Annotated in this window: 14 protein-coding genes and 1 pseudogene; 13 read left to right on the forward strand and 2 right to left on the reverse strand. The window is 44.1% G+C overall.

Features of this window, described 5'->3' with window-relative positions:
- Positions 1-66: 66 nt before the first annotated feature.
- Complete coding sequence (locus tag BBH88_RS18820) at positions 67-201, reverse strand: YqzM family protein (RefSeq protein WP_006828710.1); 135 nt, start codon at positions 199-201, stop codon at positions 67-69.
- 157 nt (positions 202-358) lie between these two features.
- Between BBH88_RS18820 and holA the strand changes: the two genes are divergently transcribed.
- A complete protein-coding gene (holA, locus tag BBH88_RS07915) occupies positions 359-1,375 on the forward strand; it encodes a DNA polymerase III subunit delta (protein ID WP_006828709.1) in 1,017 nt (338 codons plus the stop codon).
- Between the two features lie 64 nt (positions 1,376-1,439).
- Here the strand turns inward: holA and rpsT are convergent, their stop codons facing one another.
- On the reverse strand, positions 1,440-1,688 hold the full coding sequence (rpsT, locus tag BBH88_RS07920) for a 30S ribosomal protein S20 (RefSeq protein ID WP_006828708.1): 249 nt from the start codon (positions 1,686-1,688) through the stop codon (positions 1,440-1,442).
- A gap of 215 nt (positions 1,689-1,903) precedes the next feature.
- Here rpsT and lepA point away from each other — a divergent pair, with 215 nt between their 5' ends.
- The 12 genes and pseudogenes from lepA (at position 1,904) to floA (ending at position 15,517) form a co-directional block, all read left to right on the forward strand.
- The gene (lepA, locus tag BBH88_RS07925) at positions 1,904-3,733 is read left to right on the forward strand and encodes a translation elongation factor 4 (protein ID WP_006828707.1); all 1,830 of its coding nucleotides are present in this window, start codon (positions 1,904-1,906) and stop codon (positions 3,731-3,733) included.
- A gap of 62 nt (positions 3,734-3,795) precedes the next feature.
- Positions 3,796-4,935 carry a radical SAM family heme chaperone HemW gene (gene hemW, locus BBH88_RS07930; protein ID WP_065537002.1) on the forward strand — a complete coding sequence of 380 codons (1,140 nt, stop codon included), beginning with the start codon at positions 3,796-3,798 and terminating at the stop codon, positions 4,933-4,935.
- A gap of 90 nt (positions 4,936-5,025) precedes the next feature.
- Positions 5,026-6,060, forward strand: coding sequence for a heat-inducible transcriptional repressor HrcA (gene hrcA, locus BBH88_RS07935; protein ID WP_006828705.1), 1,035 nt, complete (start codon positions 5,026-5,028; stop codon positions 6,058-6,060).
- A gap of 17 nt (positions 6,061-6,077) precedes the next feature.
- Positions 6,078-6,683 (forward strand): nucleotide exchange factor GrpE, encoded by a 606-nt coding sequence (gene grpE / locus BBH88_RS07940; protein WP_006828704.1) that lies wholly within the window; start codon positions 6,078-6,080, stop codon positions 6,681-6,683.
- A 34-nt stretch (positions 6,684-6,717) separates the two neighbouring features.
- The gene (gene dnaK / locus BBH88_RS07945; RefSeq protein WP_006828703.1) at positions 6,718-8,541 is read left to right on the forward strand and encodes a molecular chaperone DnaK; all 1,824 of its coding nucleotides are present in this window, start codon (positions 6,718-6,720) and stop codon (positions 8,539-8,541) included.
- Between the two features lie 109 nt (positions 8,542-8,650).
- Complete coding sequence (gene dnaJ / locus BBH88_RS07950; protein ID WP_065537001.1) at positions 8,651-9,760, forward strand: molecular chaperone DnaJ; 1,110 nt, start codon at positions 8,651-8,653, stop codon at positions 9,758-9,760.
- Between the two features lie 128 nt (positions 9,761-9,888).
- Positions 9,889-10,830 carry a 50S ribosomal protein L11 methyltransferase gene (prmA, locus tag BBH88_RS07955; RefSeq protein WP_006828701.1) on the forward strand — a complete coding sequence of 314 codons (942 nt, stop codon included), beginning with the start codon at positions 9,889-9,891 and terminating at the stop codon, positions 10,828-10,830.
- A gap of 12 nt (positions 10,831-10,842) precedes the next feature.
- A complete protein-coding gene (locus tag BBH88_RS07960) occupies positions 10,843-11,580 on the forward strand; it encodes a 16S rRNA (uracil(1498)-N(3))-methyltransferase (protein WP_065537000.1) in 738 nt (245 codons plus the stop codon).
- A gap of 123 nt (positions 11,581-11,703) precedes the next feature.
- Positions 11,704-12,372, forward strand: a complete 669-nt coding sequence (deoC, locus tag BBH88_RS07965) for a deoxyribose-phosphate aldolase (RefSeq protein WP_065536999.1) — start codon at positions 11,704-11,706, stop codon at positions 12,370-12,372.
- A 95-nt stretch (positions 12,373-12,467) separates the two neighbouring features.
- Positions 12,468-12,641, forward strand: coding sequence for a 30S ribosomal protein S21 (rpsU, locus tag BBH88_RS07970; protein WP_006828698.1), 174 nt, complete (start codon positions 12,468-12,470; stop codon positions 12,639-12,641).
- Between the two features lie 560 nt (positions 12,642-13,201).
- Positions 13,202-14,526: pseudogene (locus tag BBH88_RS07975) on the forward strand (NfeD family protein).
- 4 nt (positions 14,527-14,530) lie between these two features.
- Positions 14,531-15,517, forward strand: a complete 987-nt coding sequence (floA, locus tag BBH88_RS07980; RefSeq protein ID WP_006828696.1) for a flotillin-like protein FloA — start codon at positions 14,531-14,533, stop codon at positions 15,515-15,517.
- Positions 15,518-15,522: the final 5 nt, after the last annotated feature.

Here is a 15,522-nt window from a genome sequence, read left to right on the forward strand (position 1 = left end):
AGTTTATATTTTTTTGAACAACAAAAAAAGGTTCCAGGTCTTTGACTGGAACCTTTTTTGATTTAATTACCGTGCTGCGAATTGTACAACTCCAGCGATGATAAAGATAAGGGCGAAAAATCCAAAGGATACGACGAAGCCCATCCCAGCATCGATTGCATCGTTACGTTTGGACTGTACATTCTGTTCAAATTCATTCATTGAAATCCCTCCTAATTCCTTCTAATTATAAGCGAAGTCAACACAAAAATCTAGATTGAAGTAGACTTAAACAGATGAATTTCTCTGCTGACACATAACTGTCAAATACACAAAGCGGTGAAAATCCGATATAGTAAAGGAAGGGGAGGCTGATAAGATGATTACTTCCGTGTGGAAATCCATACGCAGCGGACAAATAGACCCTGTTTATCTCATCGTGGGAACAGAAAGCTATTTTATCGAAAAAACCTTGGACTTGTTAAAAAATAAATTGACGGACGGCGGTGAATTGGAGCTGACTTTTTTTGATTTGGATGAAGTGCCGATCGAGCATGTTATCGATGAAGCAGACACAATTCCTTTTTTTAGCGACCGCAAGTTGATCATTGCCCGGAATGCTTCGTTTCTAAAAGCAGCGGAACGCGGCAAAGAAAAAATCAACCATGACTTGAAGGCATTAGAAGCTTGGCTGGAAAATCCACCAGTAAGCTCTGTGACGGTTTTCGTGGCGCCTTATGAAAAATTAGATGAACGAAAAAAAGTGACCAAGTTAATAAAGCAACATACCGTACTGGTAGAAGCTAAATCACTTCAGACGAACGACCTGGAAAGCTGGCTGATGCATGAAGCGAAGAGTTTTGGCAAAGGCATCGACTTGAAAGCAGCTCAGCGACTAATGGAGATGGCGGGCACTAATTTGACGCTGCTGTCTTCAGAAATTGAGAAGATGTCTTTGTATCTTGGGGCAGTTGAAGGCGATATCACTGCGGAGCTGGTCGAGCAGATGACGGCACGGACACTCGAACAAGATGCTTTCAAAATGCTGCAGTCGTATCTTGAAGGCGATGTTAGCGGAGCGCTCAGCGTCTATTACGATTTGTTGCGTCAAAAAGAAGAGCCGGTAGCGTTGACGGCTTTGTTGGCGTCGCAAATCCGTTTTATGATCCAAGTATATTATTTGCAGAAAAAAGGCTATCATGCGCAACAGATTTCCAAGCAATTGAAAGCCCATCCGTACCGCGTCAAGCTGCTAGTAGAAAAGCGTCAACAGATTTCTGAAAAACGGCTGTTGCAGGTACTCGGTGATTTGGCAGACATTGATCTGCAGTTGAAAACTCTCAGCAGCAACCGCGATCGCATCCTTGAGTTTTTCCTGATGAAGCGAGGCGGATAAGCTCAGCGTTAAAAATGGACAAAAAAAGCCGGCTCCCTTTAGAGGAACCGGCTTTTTAAAGGTTTTACGCTTGTTTCATCAAGCGAGCTTTTTTACGAGCTGCAGTGTTTTTATGGATCAAGCCTTTAGAAGCCGCTTTTTCCACCTGTTTAATCGCCGCTTTTACAGTATCGCTAGCGTTATCGTCTTTGTTAGTCAAAGCTGTTTCAGCTTTCTTAATAGAAGAACGCATTGCTGATTTCACATGTGAGTTTTGAGCGTTTTTAGTGTCGTTCGTACGCACACGTTTGATTGCAGATTTAATGTTTGGCATATCTTTCACCTCCTAGACAATATGAAAGAGAGGAAATCATCCCAACTCTTTAATGTCTCTATACAACATGAGTTATTTTATCAAATCGACGAAAGGAATGCAATAGTTACGTGCAAAGAAGTTTCCCTTGACAGTCAGATGATTTCAAGAGCTTCCATTGCTCAATGCGTGCTGTACTGCTATAATTCATAGTAGTTTATATAGGAGTGAAGAGAATGAATAATGAGGAAAGATTATCCCGACAAAGCAAAATCCGCAACTTCTCGATTATTGCGCACATTGATCATGGCAAGTCTACGCTTGCAGACCGAATTCTAGAAAAAACGGAAGCGTTGACTTCCCGAGAAATGAAAGCACAGTCACTGGATTCCATGGATCTCGAACGGGAACGTGGCATTACCATTAAATTGAATGCCGTCCAGCTCAATTATAAAGCTAAAGACGGAGAAATTTATATTATGCATTTGATCGACACACCAGGACATGTCGACTTCACTTATGAGGTATCGCGGAGCCTAGCCGCCTGTGAGGGAGCTGTATTGGTTGTCGATGCGGCTCAGGGAATTGAAGCCCAGACATTGGCGAACGTCTACCTGGCATTGGATAACGACTTGGAGATCCTGCCAGTCATCAATAAAATCGATTTGCCTGCCGCTGACCCAGAACGTGTTCGCCAGGAAATTGAAGAAGTGATCGGCTTAGATGCTTCTGAAGCCGTTTTGGCGTCAGCAAAAGCTGGAATCGGCATCGAAGAGATTCTTGAACAAATCGTCGAAAAAGTTCCTGCGCCAACCGGTGATCCGAGTGCACCATTGAAGGCCTTGATTTTTGATTCTCTCTACGATCCTTACCGCGGCATTGTAGCGTATATCCGGATTGTCGAGGGAACGGTGAAACCTGGCGATCGCATCAAAATGATGGCTTCCGGAAAAGAGTTTGAAGTCATAGAATCAGGTGTTTTCACCCCTCATGCGACACTGCGCGATGAATTGACTGTTGGAGACGTTGGCTTTTTGACTGCAGGCATTAAAAATGTCGGTGATTCGACTGTTGGCGATACCATAACGCTTGCCAATAATCCAGCAGTTAAAGCATTGCCCGGCTATCGTCGATTAAATCCCATGGTTTACTGTGGCATGTACCCAATCGATACATCGAAATACAACGATTTGCGCGACGCGTTGGAGAAATTGGAATTGAACGATGCAGCACTTCAGTTTGAACCTGAATCTTCCCAGGCGCTTGGCTTTGGCTACCGTTGCGGTTTCCTTGGCCTGTTGCACATGGAAATTATCCAGGAACGCATTGAGCGTGAATTTAGCATCGATTTGATCACCACGGCGCCAAGTGTAATTTATGACGTCCACATGACAGATGGGGAAATCCTGAAAATCGACAACCCTGCCATGATGCCCGATGCACAGAAAATCCAGATGGTCGAAGAGCCTTACGTCAAAGCGACTGTCATGGTACCCAATGATTACGTCGGTGCGGTCATGGAAATCTGCCAACGCAAACGCGGCAATTTCCTGACGATGGATTATGTCGATGACAGCCGTGTCAGCATTATCTATGAGCTGCCTCTGGCTGAAATCGTCTACGATTTCTTCGATCAATTAAAGTCTGGCACGAAAGGCTATGCTTCATTTGATTACGAACTGATCGGCTACAAGGAATCCAAACTCGTCAAGATGGATATCCTCTTAAACACCGAGCAGGTGGATGCACTGAGCTTTATCGTCCACCGCGACTTTGCCTATGAACGCGGCAAAGTCATCGTTGATAAATTGAAGAACTTGATTCCGCGCCAGCAGTTCGAAGTGCCGATTCAAGCAGCTATCGGTCAGAAAATTGTCGCGCGACAGACCATTAGTGCTATGCGTAAAAACGTTCTTGCGAAATGTTACGGAGGAGATATTTCCCGTAAGCGGAAACTTCTCGACAAGCAAAAAGAAGGTAAAAAGCGTATGAAACAAGTTGGATCTGTGGAAGTTCCACAAGAAGCATTTATGGCAATCCTAAAAATGGATGACCAATCAAAATAAAACGAAAAAAAGGAGGCGGGGAATTTTCAGCCTCCTTTTGTTATTAGAAAAGAGGAAATAAAATGGTAAAAGGATTGTACATCCATATTCCATTCTGTCACCAAATTTGTTTTTACTGTGATTTCAATAAAGTTTATTTCAAAGACCAGCCTGTGGATGCTTACATCGATTCAGTGGGCAAAGAACTGGCGTTATGGAAACAACAAGGCGCGCTCGATAAACCACTCGAGACGATTTTCTTAGGTGGAGGAACGCCAACATCGTTGACACCTGCTCAATTGGAAAGACTGTTGTCCCATATTCATCGTTACGTGCCAATGGTAGCTGGTTTGGAATGGACATCAGAAGCCAATCCGGACGAATTGACCAAAGATAAAATACAAGTGCTGTATGACGGGGGCGTTAATCGTTTAAGCATGGGCGTTCAGTCCTTTGACGAGGATTTGCTGAAGCGCCTTGGTCGAACCCACAGCAATTCAGACGTTAAGCGTGCGGTTGATTCAGCCCGTTCGGTCGGTTTTGAAAACCTGAGTTTTGATCTAATGTACGGATTGCCGGGACAAAGCATGCATCAATGGGATGATACCCTTGAGCGAGCATTTGCCTTCGATTTGCCGCATTTCTCAGCTTATTCTTTGATTATCGAACCGAAAACAGTTTTCTATAATTTGATGACAAAAGGCAAGCTCAATACTGTGACGGAAGACCTGGAAGCCGATATGTACGAAAAACTGATGAATGAGATGGACAAAAGAGGTTTGAAGCAATATGAAATTTCCAATTTCGCTCGTCCAGGCCATGAATCTCACCATAACCTATTGTATTGGGACAACGTTGAATATATCGGCGTCGGAGCTGGGGCGCATGGTTATGTAGACGGCGTCCGTTATTCGAATGCCGGTCCACTGAAAAAATACATGGCGCCATTAGATGCAGGCGAACGACCTATCCTCAACACGCACGAAGTGCCGGTTCATGAAAAAATGGAAGAGGAACTGTTTTTGGGGCTACGGAAAACATCTGGCGTGTCATTGCTTCATTTCCAACAAAAATTCCGAAAACCGATACAGGACGTGTACGGCACTATATTGGAGAAAGAAATTACTAAAGAAAATCTTGAGATTTCGGGCGGTTTTGTTCGGTTGACCAGAAAAGGCCGGTTTGTCGGCAATGAGGTTTTTGAACAATTTCTATTAGCATAAAGCACTTGCGTTGACATGAACGATTTTATTTGTTAATTTTAATGGAGTATTAGCACTCGGGTACTTAGAGTGCTAACAGAGGTGATGATCATGTTAACAGAACGGCAACTGCTCATCTTAAAGGTGACAGTAGATGATTATATTCAATCAGCTCAGCCGGTAGGATCGAACCAACTCTCCAAAAAAGCCGGAATTCCTTTTAGTCCGGCGACCATCCGCAACGAAATGGCGGACTTGGAAGGCATGGGCTTTCTGGAAAAAACGCATACGTCTTCTGGACGCATCCCTTCTGAGAAGGGATACCGCTATTATGTCGACCACCTGCTAACGCCAAGGCCGCTGCCGCAACAGGACATTGTGCGGCTGCGCTCCGTTTTCGAAGAAAAATTGACAGAGACAGAGCAAGTTATCAAACGCTCTGCGATGATTCTTTCGGAGCTGACCAATTACACATCCATTTTACTGGGTCCTGATGTGCGCAGGCATATCGTTAAGAAATTGTCGATTGTTCCCTTGGCGCAAGATACTGCGGTTGCGATTATCATAACCGACTCAGGACACGTGGAAAATCGCGTATTTTCCATTCCGCCGGGGCTCAATCCATCGGATATTGAAAAAATGGCCAATATCCTTAATGAACGGCTTGTTGGTGTGTCACTGAACAATTTGCATCTGCGTCTGGAACAAGAAACATTGACGATTTTGAAACAGCATGTCGAACGTTACGGTGAACTATTCCATACGTTCAGACAAGCAGTTTTATTGCCGCATGACGATGAAAACATTTATTACGGCGGCAAGCTAAACATCCTGAAGCAACCGGATTTTCACGATCTACAGAAAATCAGGGATTTGATGGATGTTATGGAGGAAACCAAGCATATTCCGATGATCCTGCCCGTGGGAAGTCAAGGCCTCCACATACGTATTGGCTCGGAAAACGAGCTGACGGCCATGGAAGATTGCAGTGTCATCACGGTGTCGTATAATATCGGAGAAGAACAGACGGGGTCTATCGCCATAATCGGTCCGAAACGGATGGATTATAAACGCATCGTTTCCATATTGGATCTGTTGAGCGGTGATTTGTCGAAAGAGCTGACCCGTATGTTTAAAGGAACGTGAACAAAGGAGGAACAGATTTGGCTAAAAAAAACGAACCACTAAAAACAGACGAACATGGAGCACCTGAAGATATTGAAGTGAAAGAGCCGGTTCCGGAAACGGAAGAGCAGGTGGAATTCGCGGATACAGAAACACCAGAAGCTGATCTTTTCGGTGCACAAGAGCAGGAAACTGTGGATGAAGCTGGAGAACTTCGCAAGCAGTTAGAAGCTGAACAGAACAAATATTTGCGCCTTCTGGCTGATTATGATAATTTCAAACGGCGTACTCAAAAAGACAAAGAACTTGCTAATCAATTCCGTTCGCAATCCTTGCTGTCGGATATTCTACCGGTACTGGACAATTTCGAGCGTGCATTATCGCTTGAAACGAACAGTGAAGAATCGGCTTCCTTGTTGAAAGGCGTCGAAATGGTGCAAAAATCATTGACCGAAGCAGTCAGCCGTGAAGGCCTAGAAGAAATAAAAGCAGTCGGCGAACCATTCGACCCGAATTTCCATCAAGCGGTCATGCAGGAGAAAGATGAATCTGCTGAACCGGGAACTGTCTTACAGGAATTGCAAAAAGGCTATGTTCTAAAAGGACGGGTTCTTCGTCCAGCAATGGTAAAAGTAAACGAATAAATAAACGAATAAAAATTATTGGAGGAATTCAGACATGAGCAAAATTATCGGTATAGACCTAGGTACAACTAATTCAGCAGTTGCAGTATTAGAAGGCGGCGAACCAAAAATCATTCCAAATCCAGAAGGCAACCGCACAACTCCTTCTGTAGTAGCTTTCAAAAACGGTGAACGCCAAGTCGGCGAAGTGGCAAAACGTCAATCTATCACTAACCCAAACACTATCCAGTCTATAAAACGCTTGATGGGTACGCAGCAAAAAGTGACTGCTGAAGACAAGGAATATACACCACAAGAAGTTTCTGCAATGATTCTTCAATATATTAAAGGATACGCTGAAGAATATTTAGGCGAAAAAGTAACAAGAGCGGTTATCACGGTTCCGGCTTATTTCAATGATGCAGAGCGCCAAGCTACTAAAGACGCTGGCCGTATCGCTGGTCTTGAAGTAGAAAGAATCATCAACGAGCCAACTGCAGCAGCATTAGCATATGGCCTTGATAAAATGGGAACTGACGAAACAGTTCTAGTTTATGATCTTGGCGGCGGTACATTTGATGTGTCAATCCTTGAACTTGGCGATGGCGTTTTCGAAGTAAAATCGACTGCCGGTGATAACCGTCTGGGCGGAGATGATTTTGATAAATTGATCATCGATTATTTAGTACAAGAATTTAAGAAAGACAACGGTGTAGACTTGTCTAAAGATAAAATGGCTACACAGCGCTTGAAAGATGCTGCTGAAAAAGCGAAAAAAGATTTATCGGGTGTTTCTTCAACTCAAATTTCATTGCCGTTCATCACTGCAGGAGAAGCGGGACCGCTTCACTTGGAAGTTACAATGAGCCGTGCAAAATTTGATGAACTAACTTCTCCATTGGTTGAACGCACAATGGGACCTACACGCCAAGCATTGAAAGACGCTGGAATTTCAGCTTCTGAACTTGATCGTGTAATCTTAGTCGGTGGATCTACTCGAATTCCAGCTGTACAAGAAGCTGTGAAAAAAGAAACAGGCAAAGAGCCCTATAAAGGCGTTAACCCAGACGAAGTTGTAGCAATGGGTGCTGCTGTACAAGGCGGTGTTTTAACTGGTGACGTAAAAGATGTCGTGTTGTTAGACGTAACGCCATTATCACTTGGTATCGAAACAATGGGCGGCGTATTCACGAAATTAATCGAGCGCAATACAACGATTCCAACTTCGAAATCTCAAACATTCTCAACTGCCGCTGATAACCAGCCAGCTGTGGATATTCATGTTTTGCAAGGCGAACGTCCGATGGCAGCAGCCAACAAAACGCTTGGTCGTTTCCAATTGACTGACATTCCACCAGCGCAGCGCGGCGTACCACAAATCGAAGTAAGCTTCGATATTGACAAAAATGGTATCGTCAGTGTTAAAGCGAAAGATCTTGGAACACAAAAAGAACAAACAATTACGATTCAATCTAATACTTCGTTAACAGACGATGAAGTTGAACGCATGATCAAAGAAGCAGAAGAAAATGCAGAAGCAGATGCGAAAGTAAAAGAAGAAGTTGAACTTCGCAACGAAGCGGATCAAGCTGTCTTCCAAACGGACAAGACAATTACAGATCTTGGCGAAGCTGTTACTGAAGAAGAGAAAAAGCAAGCGGAAGATGCACGCGACGAACTAAAAGCGGCATTGGAGTCGGACAACATTGATGACATCCGTGAGAAAAAAGACAAACTTCAGGAAATCTTGCAAGGTCTTTCAATGAAAGCTTATGAGCAAGCAGCAGCTCAGCAAGCCGGGCAAGAAGAAGGCGCATCATCAGACAACGACGACGTAGTCGATGCTGAGTTTGAAGAAGTAAAAGACGACAATAAGTAAGACCTTGAAAAGTCAAAGCAAAGCAACATGCTTTGGCTTTTTCAATGTCTTTGCAACAGCGATTTAAACCGTGTACAATTACAATTGATTGTTAGAGGGAGAGTGACTTATGAATAAACGAGATTACTACGAAGTATTAGGCCTATCCAAGTCTGCTTCTAAAGAAGAAATTAAAAAAGCTTACCGGACCTTATCAAAAAAATTCCATCCGGATATCAATAAAGAGGCCGATGCTAGTGAAAAGTTTCAGGAAGTAAAAGATGCATATGAAGTATTAAGTGATGAACAGAAGCGGGCGCAATACGATCAGTTTGGCCATCAGGATCCGAACCAAGGCGGTGGTGGTGGAGCGGATGGTTTCGGTTTCGATGATATCTTCAGCACTTTCTTTGGCGGTGGTTCGAGACGGCGCGACCCGAACGCTCCACGTAAAGGCGATGATTTGCAGTATTCCATGACCATCGATTTCATGGATGCCGTGTTCGGCAAGGAATCGGAAGTTGAGATTCCAAAAGACGAAACATGCGGTACTTGTGACGGTTCCGGCGCTAAGCCTGGAACGAAGAAAAAAACATGTCCATATTGTGACGGTTCCGGTCAGATGAATGTGACACAGGACACGCCTTTCGGCCGAATGGTCAATCGCCGTGCCTGCCAGCATTGTGAAGGAACCGGCCAAATCATTGAAGAGAAATGCACAACCTGTCGCGGCGCAGGAAAAGTCCGTAAAGTCAATAAAATCAAAGTCACGATTCCAGCCGGTGTCGATGATGGCCAACAATTGCGTGTTACGGGCCAAGGCGCAGCGGGCGTCAACGGAGGCCCTTCAGGGGATCTGTACGTGGTATTCCGCGTCAGACCGCATAAACAGTTCCAGCGCGAAGGCGACGATATCTATTTGGATATCTCCATTACCTATCCGCAGGCGGCATTAGGCGACGAAATCGAAGTGCCGACCATTTCTGGAAAAGTCAAATTGAAAATTCCAGCAGGTACGCAAAGTGGAGCGCGTTTCCGCCTCAGAGGCAAAGGCGTTAAAAACGTTCATGGCTATGGTACAGGTGACCAGCATATTATTGTCAACATAAAAACGCAGACAAAACTCAGCGAGAAACAGAGACAGTTATTACGTGAATTTGCTGAAATCAGCGGAGATATTCCGGAAGAACACAGCAGCTCTCTTTTTGAAAAAATCAGACGCACAATCAAAGGCGACTGATTCGGGCTAGAACCGGCGGAGAACTCGTTTTTCATTGACAGCTAAAGTAATTCAATTTTACAAACAGAAGACTCTTGCGAAAGCGGGGGTCTTGCTGATTGTCAGAGCGGAAAAGGAGCTGGGCAAAATTGAAATGGTCAGAACTTTCGATTCATACGACAAATGAAGCAATTGAAGCGGTTTCCAATATTATGCATGAAGCAGGAGCAAGCGGGGTTGTTATTGAGGATTCAGAAGATTTGACAAAAGCAAGAGAAGATCGCTTTGGTGAAATTTATTCGTTGGATCCGGAAGATTTTCCAGTGGATGGCGTTATTCTAAAAGCCTATCTTCCTGTTAACAGCTTTCTGGGAGAAACGGTTGAGGCTATTAAGTTGGCAATCAATAACCTGGTCGCATTCGACATCAACCTAGGCAAAAACGAAGTAACGGTTAGCGAAGTAAATGAAGAAGAGTGGGCGACAGCCTGGAAAAAATATTATCATCCAGTGAAAATCTCTAAACGCTTTACAATTGTTCCTACTTGGGAAACTTATAATCCGGTCTCAAGCGATGAATTGATCATCGAGTTGGACCCAGGAATGGCTTTCGGGACTGGAACTCATCCGACCACCGTCATGAGCCTACAGGCCTTGGAGAAGACGGTCCGTCCGAACGACCGAGTCATTGATATTGGTACAGGGTCAGGCGTGTTGGCCATTGGAGCGGCATTGCTGTCCGCCAAAAAAGTCTATGCACTTGATTTGGACGAAATTGCTGTAAGAGTAGCGAAAATCAACGTCAAATTAAACAAAGTCCAGGATATTGTCACGGTGGAAGAGGGCAATCTGGTCGATAAAATTGATCAACCGGGTGATGTGGTTGTCGCCAATATTTTAGCAGAAGTCATCATGTCGTTTACAGATGACGCATACAATATCGTTAAACCGGGCGGCCGCTACATCACTTCAGGCATCATCGCAGCGAAAAAGAATGATGTTAAAGCTGCGCTTGAAGCTTCCGGCTTTGCCATTGAAGACGTCATGATGATGGAAGATTGGGTTACCATTATTTCGAAAAAACCTGAATAACGAGGTGCCACGATGCAACGATATTTCATAAAAGGCGAAATTCCTGAAAATCGAATAGTGACGATAACCGGTGATGATGCGAAGCACATCGCCAAAGTTATGCGCCAAAAAGTTGGTGATTGCCTAGTCGCGGTCATGGAAGGTGAAGCCTACTTTTCTAAGATCCTGTCAGCCGATTTTGACGTTGAAGTTGAGCTTGGTGAAACATTGCAAGTTCAGGTGGAAATGCCAAAAAGAGTGACGATTGCGTGTGGACTTCCAAAAGGTGACAAGCTTGATTTGATCACCCAAAAAGCCACAGAATTGGGAATGTATGCGCTGATGCCGTTTTCAGCAGAACGGTCCATCGTAAAATGGGACAATTCTAAAAGTGAGAAAAAGGTTGAACGCCTTCAAAAGGTCGCCAAAGAAGCGGCTGAGCAATCCCATCGGACGCATGTCCCTCAAATCCACAGCATCCACAGTTTTAAGCAGTTGCTGAGCAAAGCCGAGTCGTATGACGCAGTCATTGTAGCTTATGAAGAAGAGGCACGACAAGGAGACAGAAAGCGGTTTGCTGAAATTTTAAAATCATTGTATGATAAGGATTCAGTCCTGATCGTTTTTGGTCCGGAAGGCGGCATTTCTGAAGCTGAAGTGGCCGCGCTGAAAAGCATTAGAGCTATTTTTGCTTCTCTCGGTCCTCGGATCCTGCGGACAGAAACGGCACCTTTGTATGCACTGGCTGCTATTTCCTATGAATTTGAATAAAGCTGAGAGCTTGTTTCTAAACTTGATCAAAAGTTCATGGCACTGAGTGGCAGCGGCATTTCCCGGGTTAGGGAAATTGCCTGATAAACAAAATGACTTTTTAATAGAATGGAGATTTTAATCATGACGAACATTGCATCATATATTGACCATACTTTATTGAAACCTGAGTCGACAGAAAGCCAGGTTGTTCAATTGTGCAAAGAAGCGGCTGAGTTTAAGTTTGCGTCTGTTTGTGTCAATCCGACCTGGGTTAAAACAGCAGCTGCTGAGCTAACGGACAGTGAAGTGAAGGTATGTACAGTTATCGGATTTCCACTTGGCGCTTCCACTCCTGAAACAAAAGCTTTTGAAACCACTGACGCCATTCTAAAAGGTGCCGGTGAAATTGACATGGTCCTGAATGTTGGGGCATTGAAGAGCGGCAACACCGATCATGTGAAAAAAGATATTGAAGCAGTTGTCAACGCAGCAAAAGGCAAAGCCATTGTAAAAGTGATCATTGAAACTTGCCTGCTGACGGACGACGAAAAAGTCACTGCTTCACGCTTGTCGAAAGAAGCAGGAGCTGACTTTGTTAAAACTTCCACCGGCTTTTCAACTGGAGGAGCAACTATCGAAGACGTGAAACTAATGCGCCAGACAGTCGGTCCTGATTTGGGTGTCAAAGCTTCTGGTGGCGTTCGAAGCTTAGAAGATGTAGAAGCAATGATCGAGGCAGGAGCCACACGTATCGGTGCAAGTTCCGGCGTGAAAATTATGCAAGGACTAACTTCGGATTCTGATTATTAACTATTGACCTTTCGCCGAGAATACGATATAATTTTTGAGTATATAACACTTGTTGTTCTTCGCTTCAACGTGTGTTCGGAGGGAGGGAAAAAGAGATGTCAAAAACTACAGTTCGTAAAAACGAATCGATTGAAGATGCTCTTCGCCGCTTCAAACGCACTGTTTCTAAATCTGGAACAATGCAAGAGGTAAGAAAGCGCGAGTATTATGATAAGCCGAGCGTGAAACGTAAATTAAAATCAGAAGCTGCGCGTAAACGTAAATTTTAATTGACTTTAAGAAGCATAATGACTTTTAAAAAATATGAACGACCAGCCCAAATCGTCAACGCGAACATCGTGTTGGCGGTTTTTCTATTTGTCACATTTGTAAGCGCATTCTTTCGTTATTACAAGAGCTTTCCTTTATAATGAAAATAGATAAGTCGAACGAAATGTTTTGATCGTTTGATTTATAAAAAATTTGCGAGCTGATATTGCTTTCAGGTGTATAGGATTTAGACTATTTAGCTGGTGCGATGTCTCGCAGTTTTATCTTTCAAGTGTTTGGATGAAACTGAGCATCCACCACCCAAATAGATATCGATAACTTGATAAGGTGTTGTTGTCTTGAAGCCTGCTTTATTTTTGTGAGAACGGTGGGGTTATAGAAACATGTTTCCTGTGCACCAAATCATGTGGTAATTACTTTTTGTTTGAGCCGTTTCTAAAGCAGTGTTAAACACAGATACTTTTTTTTCAGGATATGCAGCCTAGAATAATGAAACCTAATGCCTTTTCATCCGTATATATACAAACAGTAAATCTGTAATGTGAAAGGAGAGATCCCATTGAGCAGAGTCAAAGTCTATTTAGGATTTGGACTTTTACTGTTATCGTTTCTGCTCATGCTCCCGGCTATCCAGGCTGACACTTCGACAGTGTATGTCATACCATCGAAGATGAAGTCGAAAGAGGACTGCAGGCATTTATCGAACGGGGCATTGAAGAAGCGGAAGATGCTGGAGCCGAAGCCATCATATTCGAAATCGACACACCGGGTGGATTTGTGGACGCGGCAGATGGCATTGCCCGTCTGTTGGATAAAACTTCATTGGAAAAACTGGCTTTCATCAATCAAGATGCTTTGTCTGCAGGCGCTTTTTTAGCTTTGCATAATGATGAAATCTATATGCACCCAAATGGTCGCATGGGTGCAGCTCAGGTGATTGATCAGTCCGGTAACGCAGCTGCCGACAAAGCAAACAGTGCTTGGCTAGCTTCCATGAAGAGTGCGGCTCAGACAGCTAAACGTAATCCTCAGTATGCACTGGCAATGGCGGATGCTTCAATGGATCTACCGGAACTCGGGGTAGCCGAAGGCAAATTATTAACTCTGGGTGCACCGGAAGCCGAGCAGGTGGGCTACTCGGAAGGAACTGTATCCACTCTGGACGAGCTGCTCGCTTTGAAAGGGTTTGAAGATGCCACTGTTGTGACGGTTGACGAAACTTTTTCAGAAAGCTTGGCCCGTTTTCTGACCAATCCAATTGTCGTACCAATCCTCTTATCATTTGCAGGTCTTGGATTGCTCCTTGAGTTGTTTACGCCAGGAGTTGGAATTCCGGGACTTTTCGGTCTGACGTTCCTGATGCTGTTTTTTTACGGCCACTTGGTAGCAGGCTTGGCTGGCTATGAGTCTATCATTCTCTTGGTTATCGGATTTGGTCTGTTGGTGGCAGAATTCATCATTCCGGGCGGTGTCGCGGGCTTCTTGGGAATTGCCGCCATTCTCGGTAGTATTTTATTGGCGGGAGGAGACCTTAAGACCACTTCCATAGCAGTACTTATTGCAATGATAGTAGCAACAGTAGGGATGGTGATTGTAGTGAAATTCTTTGGTAAGCGGCTTGATTTGTTCAAACGGATCATCTTGACTGATGCCACCGACACAGCACGTGGTTATGTGTCGACTACAAATCGCCCAGAACTTGTCGGTAAAATTGCCCAGACAGTGACAGCGCTTCGTCCATCCGGTACGATTAGGCTGGAAGATGAACGAATAGACGCTGTATCTGAAGGCAGATTTATCGACAATGGGAAAGATGTTAAGATAATTAAGGTAGAAGGTTCACGTATCGTCGTTCGCGAGCTTGAGAAACTAGAGGAGGAATAGGATAATGGGACTAGATGTTATAGGTTTAGGTGCAGCAATAATCGGTATAATTGTCGTTTTGGCAATATTCTTCACATTCGTACCAATTACACTTTGGATATCCGCATTGGCTGCAGGAGTGAAAATCAGCATCTTTACGCTGATTGGTATGAGATTACGCCGTGTTATTCCATCACGGATCGTAAATCCATTGATTAAAGCGTCAAAAGCAGGATTAACAGTAACGATTAACCAATTAGAAAGTCATTACTTAGCAGGCGGTAACGTTGACCGTGTTGTCAATGCATTGATTGCCGCACATCGTGCTAATATTGAGTTGCCATTTGAACGTGCAGCAGCTATTGATTTGGCAGGACGTGACGTGCTAGAAGCTGTTCAAATGTCCGTAAATCCAAAAGTAATCGAAACGCCATTTATCGCAGGTGTTGCGATGGATGGGATTGAAGTAAAAGCCAAAGCTAGAATTACCGTTCGTGCAAACATCGACCGTTTAGTCGGTGGTGCAGGTGAAGAAACGATTGTTGCCCGTGTTGGTGAAGGTATCGTTTCGACACTCGGTTCAAGTACAAGCCACAAAAAGGTTCTTGAAAATCCAGATTTGATTTCTCAAACAGTCCTTTCTAAAGGCTTAGATTCAGGTACAGCATTCGAAATTTTATCGATCGATATCGCAGATGTTGATATCGGTAAAAACATTGGTGCAGAATTGCAGACCGAACAAGCGGAAGCAGATAAGAAAATTGCTCAGGCTAAAGCCGAAGAGCGTCGTGCAATGGCCGTAGCAAGCGAGCAAGAAATGAAAGCGAAAGTTGTGGAAATGAGAGCGAAAGTTGTCGAAGCGGAAGCAGAAGTGCCAATGGCTATGTCTGAAGCGCTTCGTAGTGGGAATATTGGCGTGATGGATTATGTCAATTACAAAAATATCCAAGCAGATACAGGTATGCGAGAGTCCATCTCTAAAACAGGCACGGACAAATCCGAAGATAAATAATCGGC

It is taken from the genome of Planococcus antarcticus DSM 14505, assembly GCF_001687565.2.
GTDB lineage: Bacteria > Bacillota > Bacilli > Bacillales_A > Planococcaceae > Planococcus > Planococcus antarcticus.

Excerpts from the sequence above, each read along its gene's own strand:
- holA (WP_006828709.1), top strand. The coding sequence starts at position 359 with ATGATTACTTCCGTGTGGAAATCCATACGCAGCGGACAAATAGACCCT.
- rpsT (WP_006828708.1), bottom strand. The coding sequence starts at position 1,688 with ATGCCAAACATTAAATCTGCAATCAAACGTGTGCGTACGAACGACACT.
- hrcA (WP_006828705.1), top strand. The coding sequence starts at position 5,026 with ATGTTAACAGAACGGCAACTGCTCATCTTAAAGGTGACAGTAGATGAT.
- dnaJ (WP_065537001.1), top strand. The coding sequence starts at position 8,651 with ATGAATAAACGAGATTACTACGAAGTATTAGGCCTATCCAAGTCTGCT.
- BBH88_RS07960 (WP_065537000.1), top strand. The coding sequence starts at position 10,843 with ATGCAACGATATTTCATAAAAGGCGAAATTCCTGAAAATCGAATAGTG.
- rpsU (WP_006828698.1), top strand. The coding sequence starts at position 12,468 with ATGTCAAAAACTACAGTTCGTAAAAACGAATCGATTGAAGATGCTCTT.
- hemW (WP_065537002.1), top strand. The coding sequence starts at position 3,796 with ATGGTAAAAGGATTGTACATCCATATTCCATTCTGTCACCAAATTTGT.
- dnaK (WP_006828703.1), top strand. The coding sequence starts at position 6,718 with ATGAGCAAAATTATCGGTATAGACCTAGGTACAACTAATTCAGCAGTT.
- deoC (WP_065536999.1), top strand. The coding sequence starts at position 11,704 with ATGACGAACATTGCATCATATATTGACCATACTTTATTGAAACCTGAG.
- BBH88_RS18820 (WP_006828710.1), bottom strand. The coding sequence starts at position 201 with ATGAATGAATTTGAACAGAATGTACAGTCCAAACGTAACGATGCAATC.
- lepA (WP_006828707.1), top strand. The coding sequence starts at position 1,904 with ATGAATAATGAGGAAAGATTATCCCGACAAAGCAAAATCCGCAACTTC.
- floA (WP_006828696.1), top strand. The coding sequence starts at position 14,531 with ATGGGACTAGATGTTATAGGTTTAGGTGCAGCAATAATCGGTATAATT.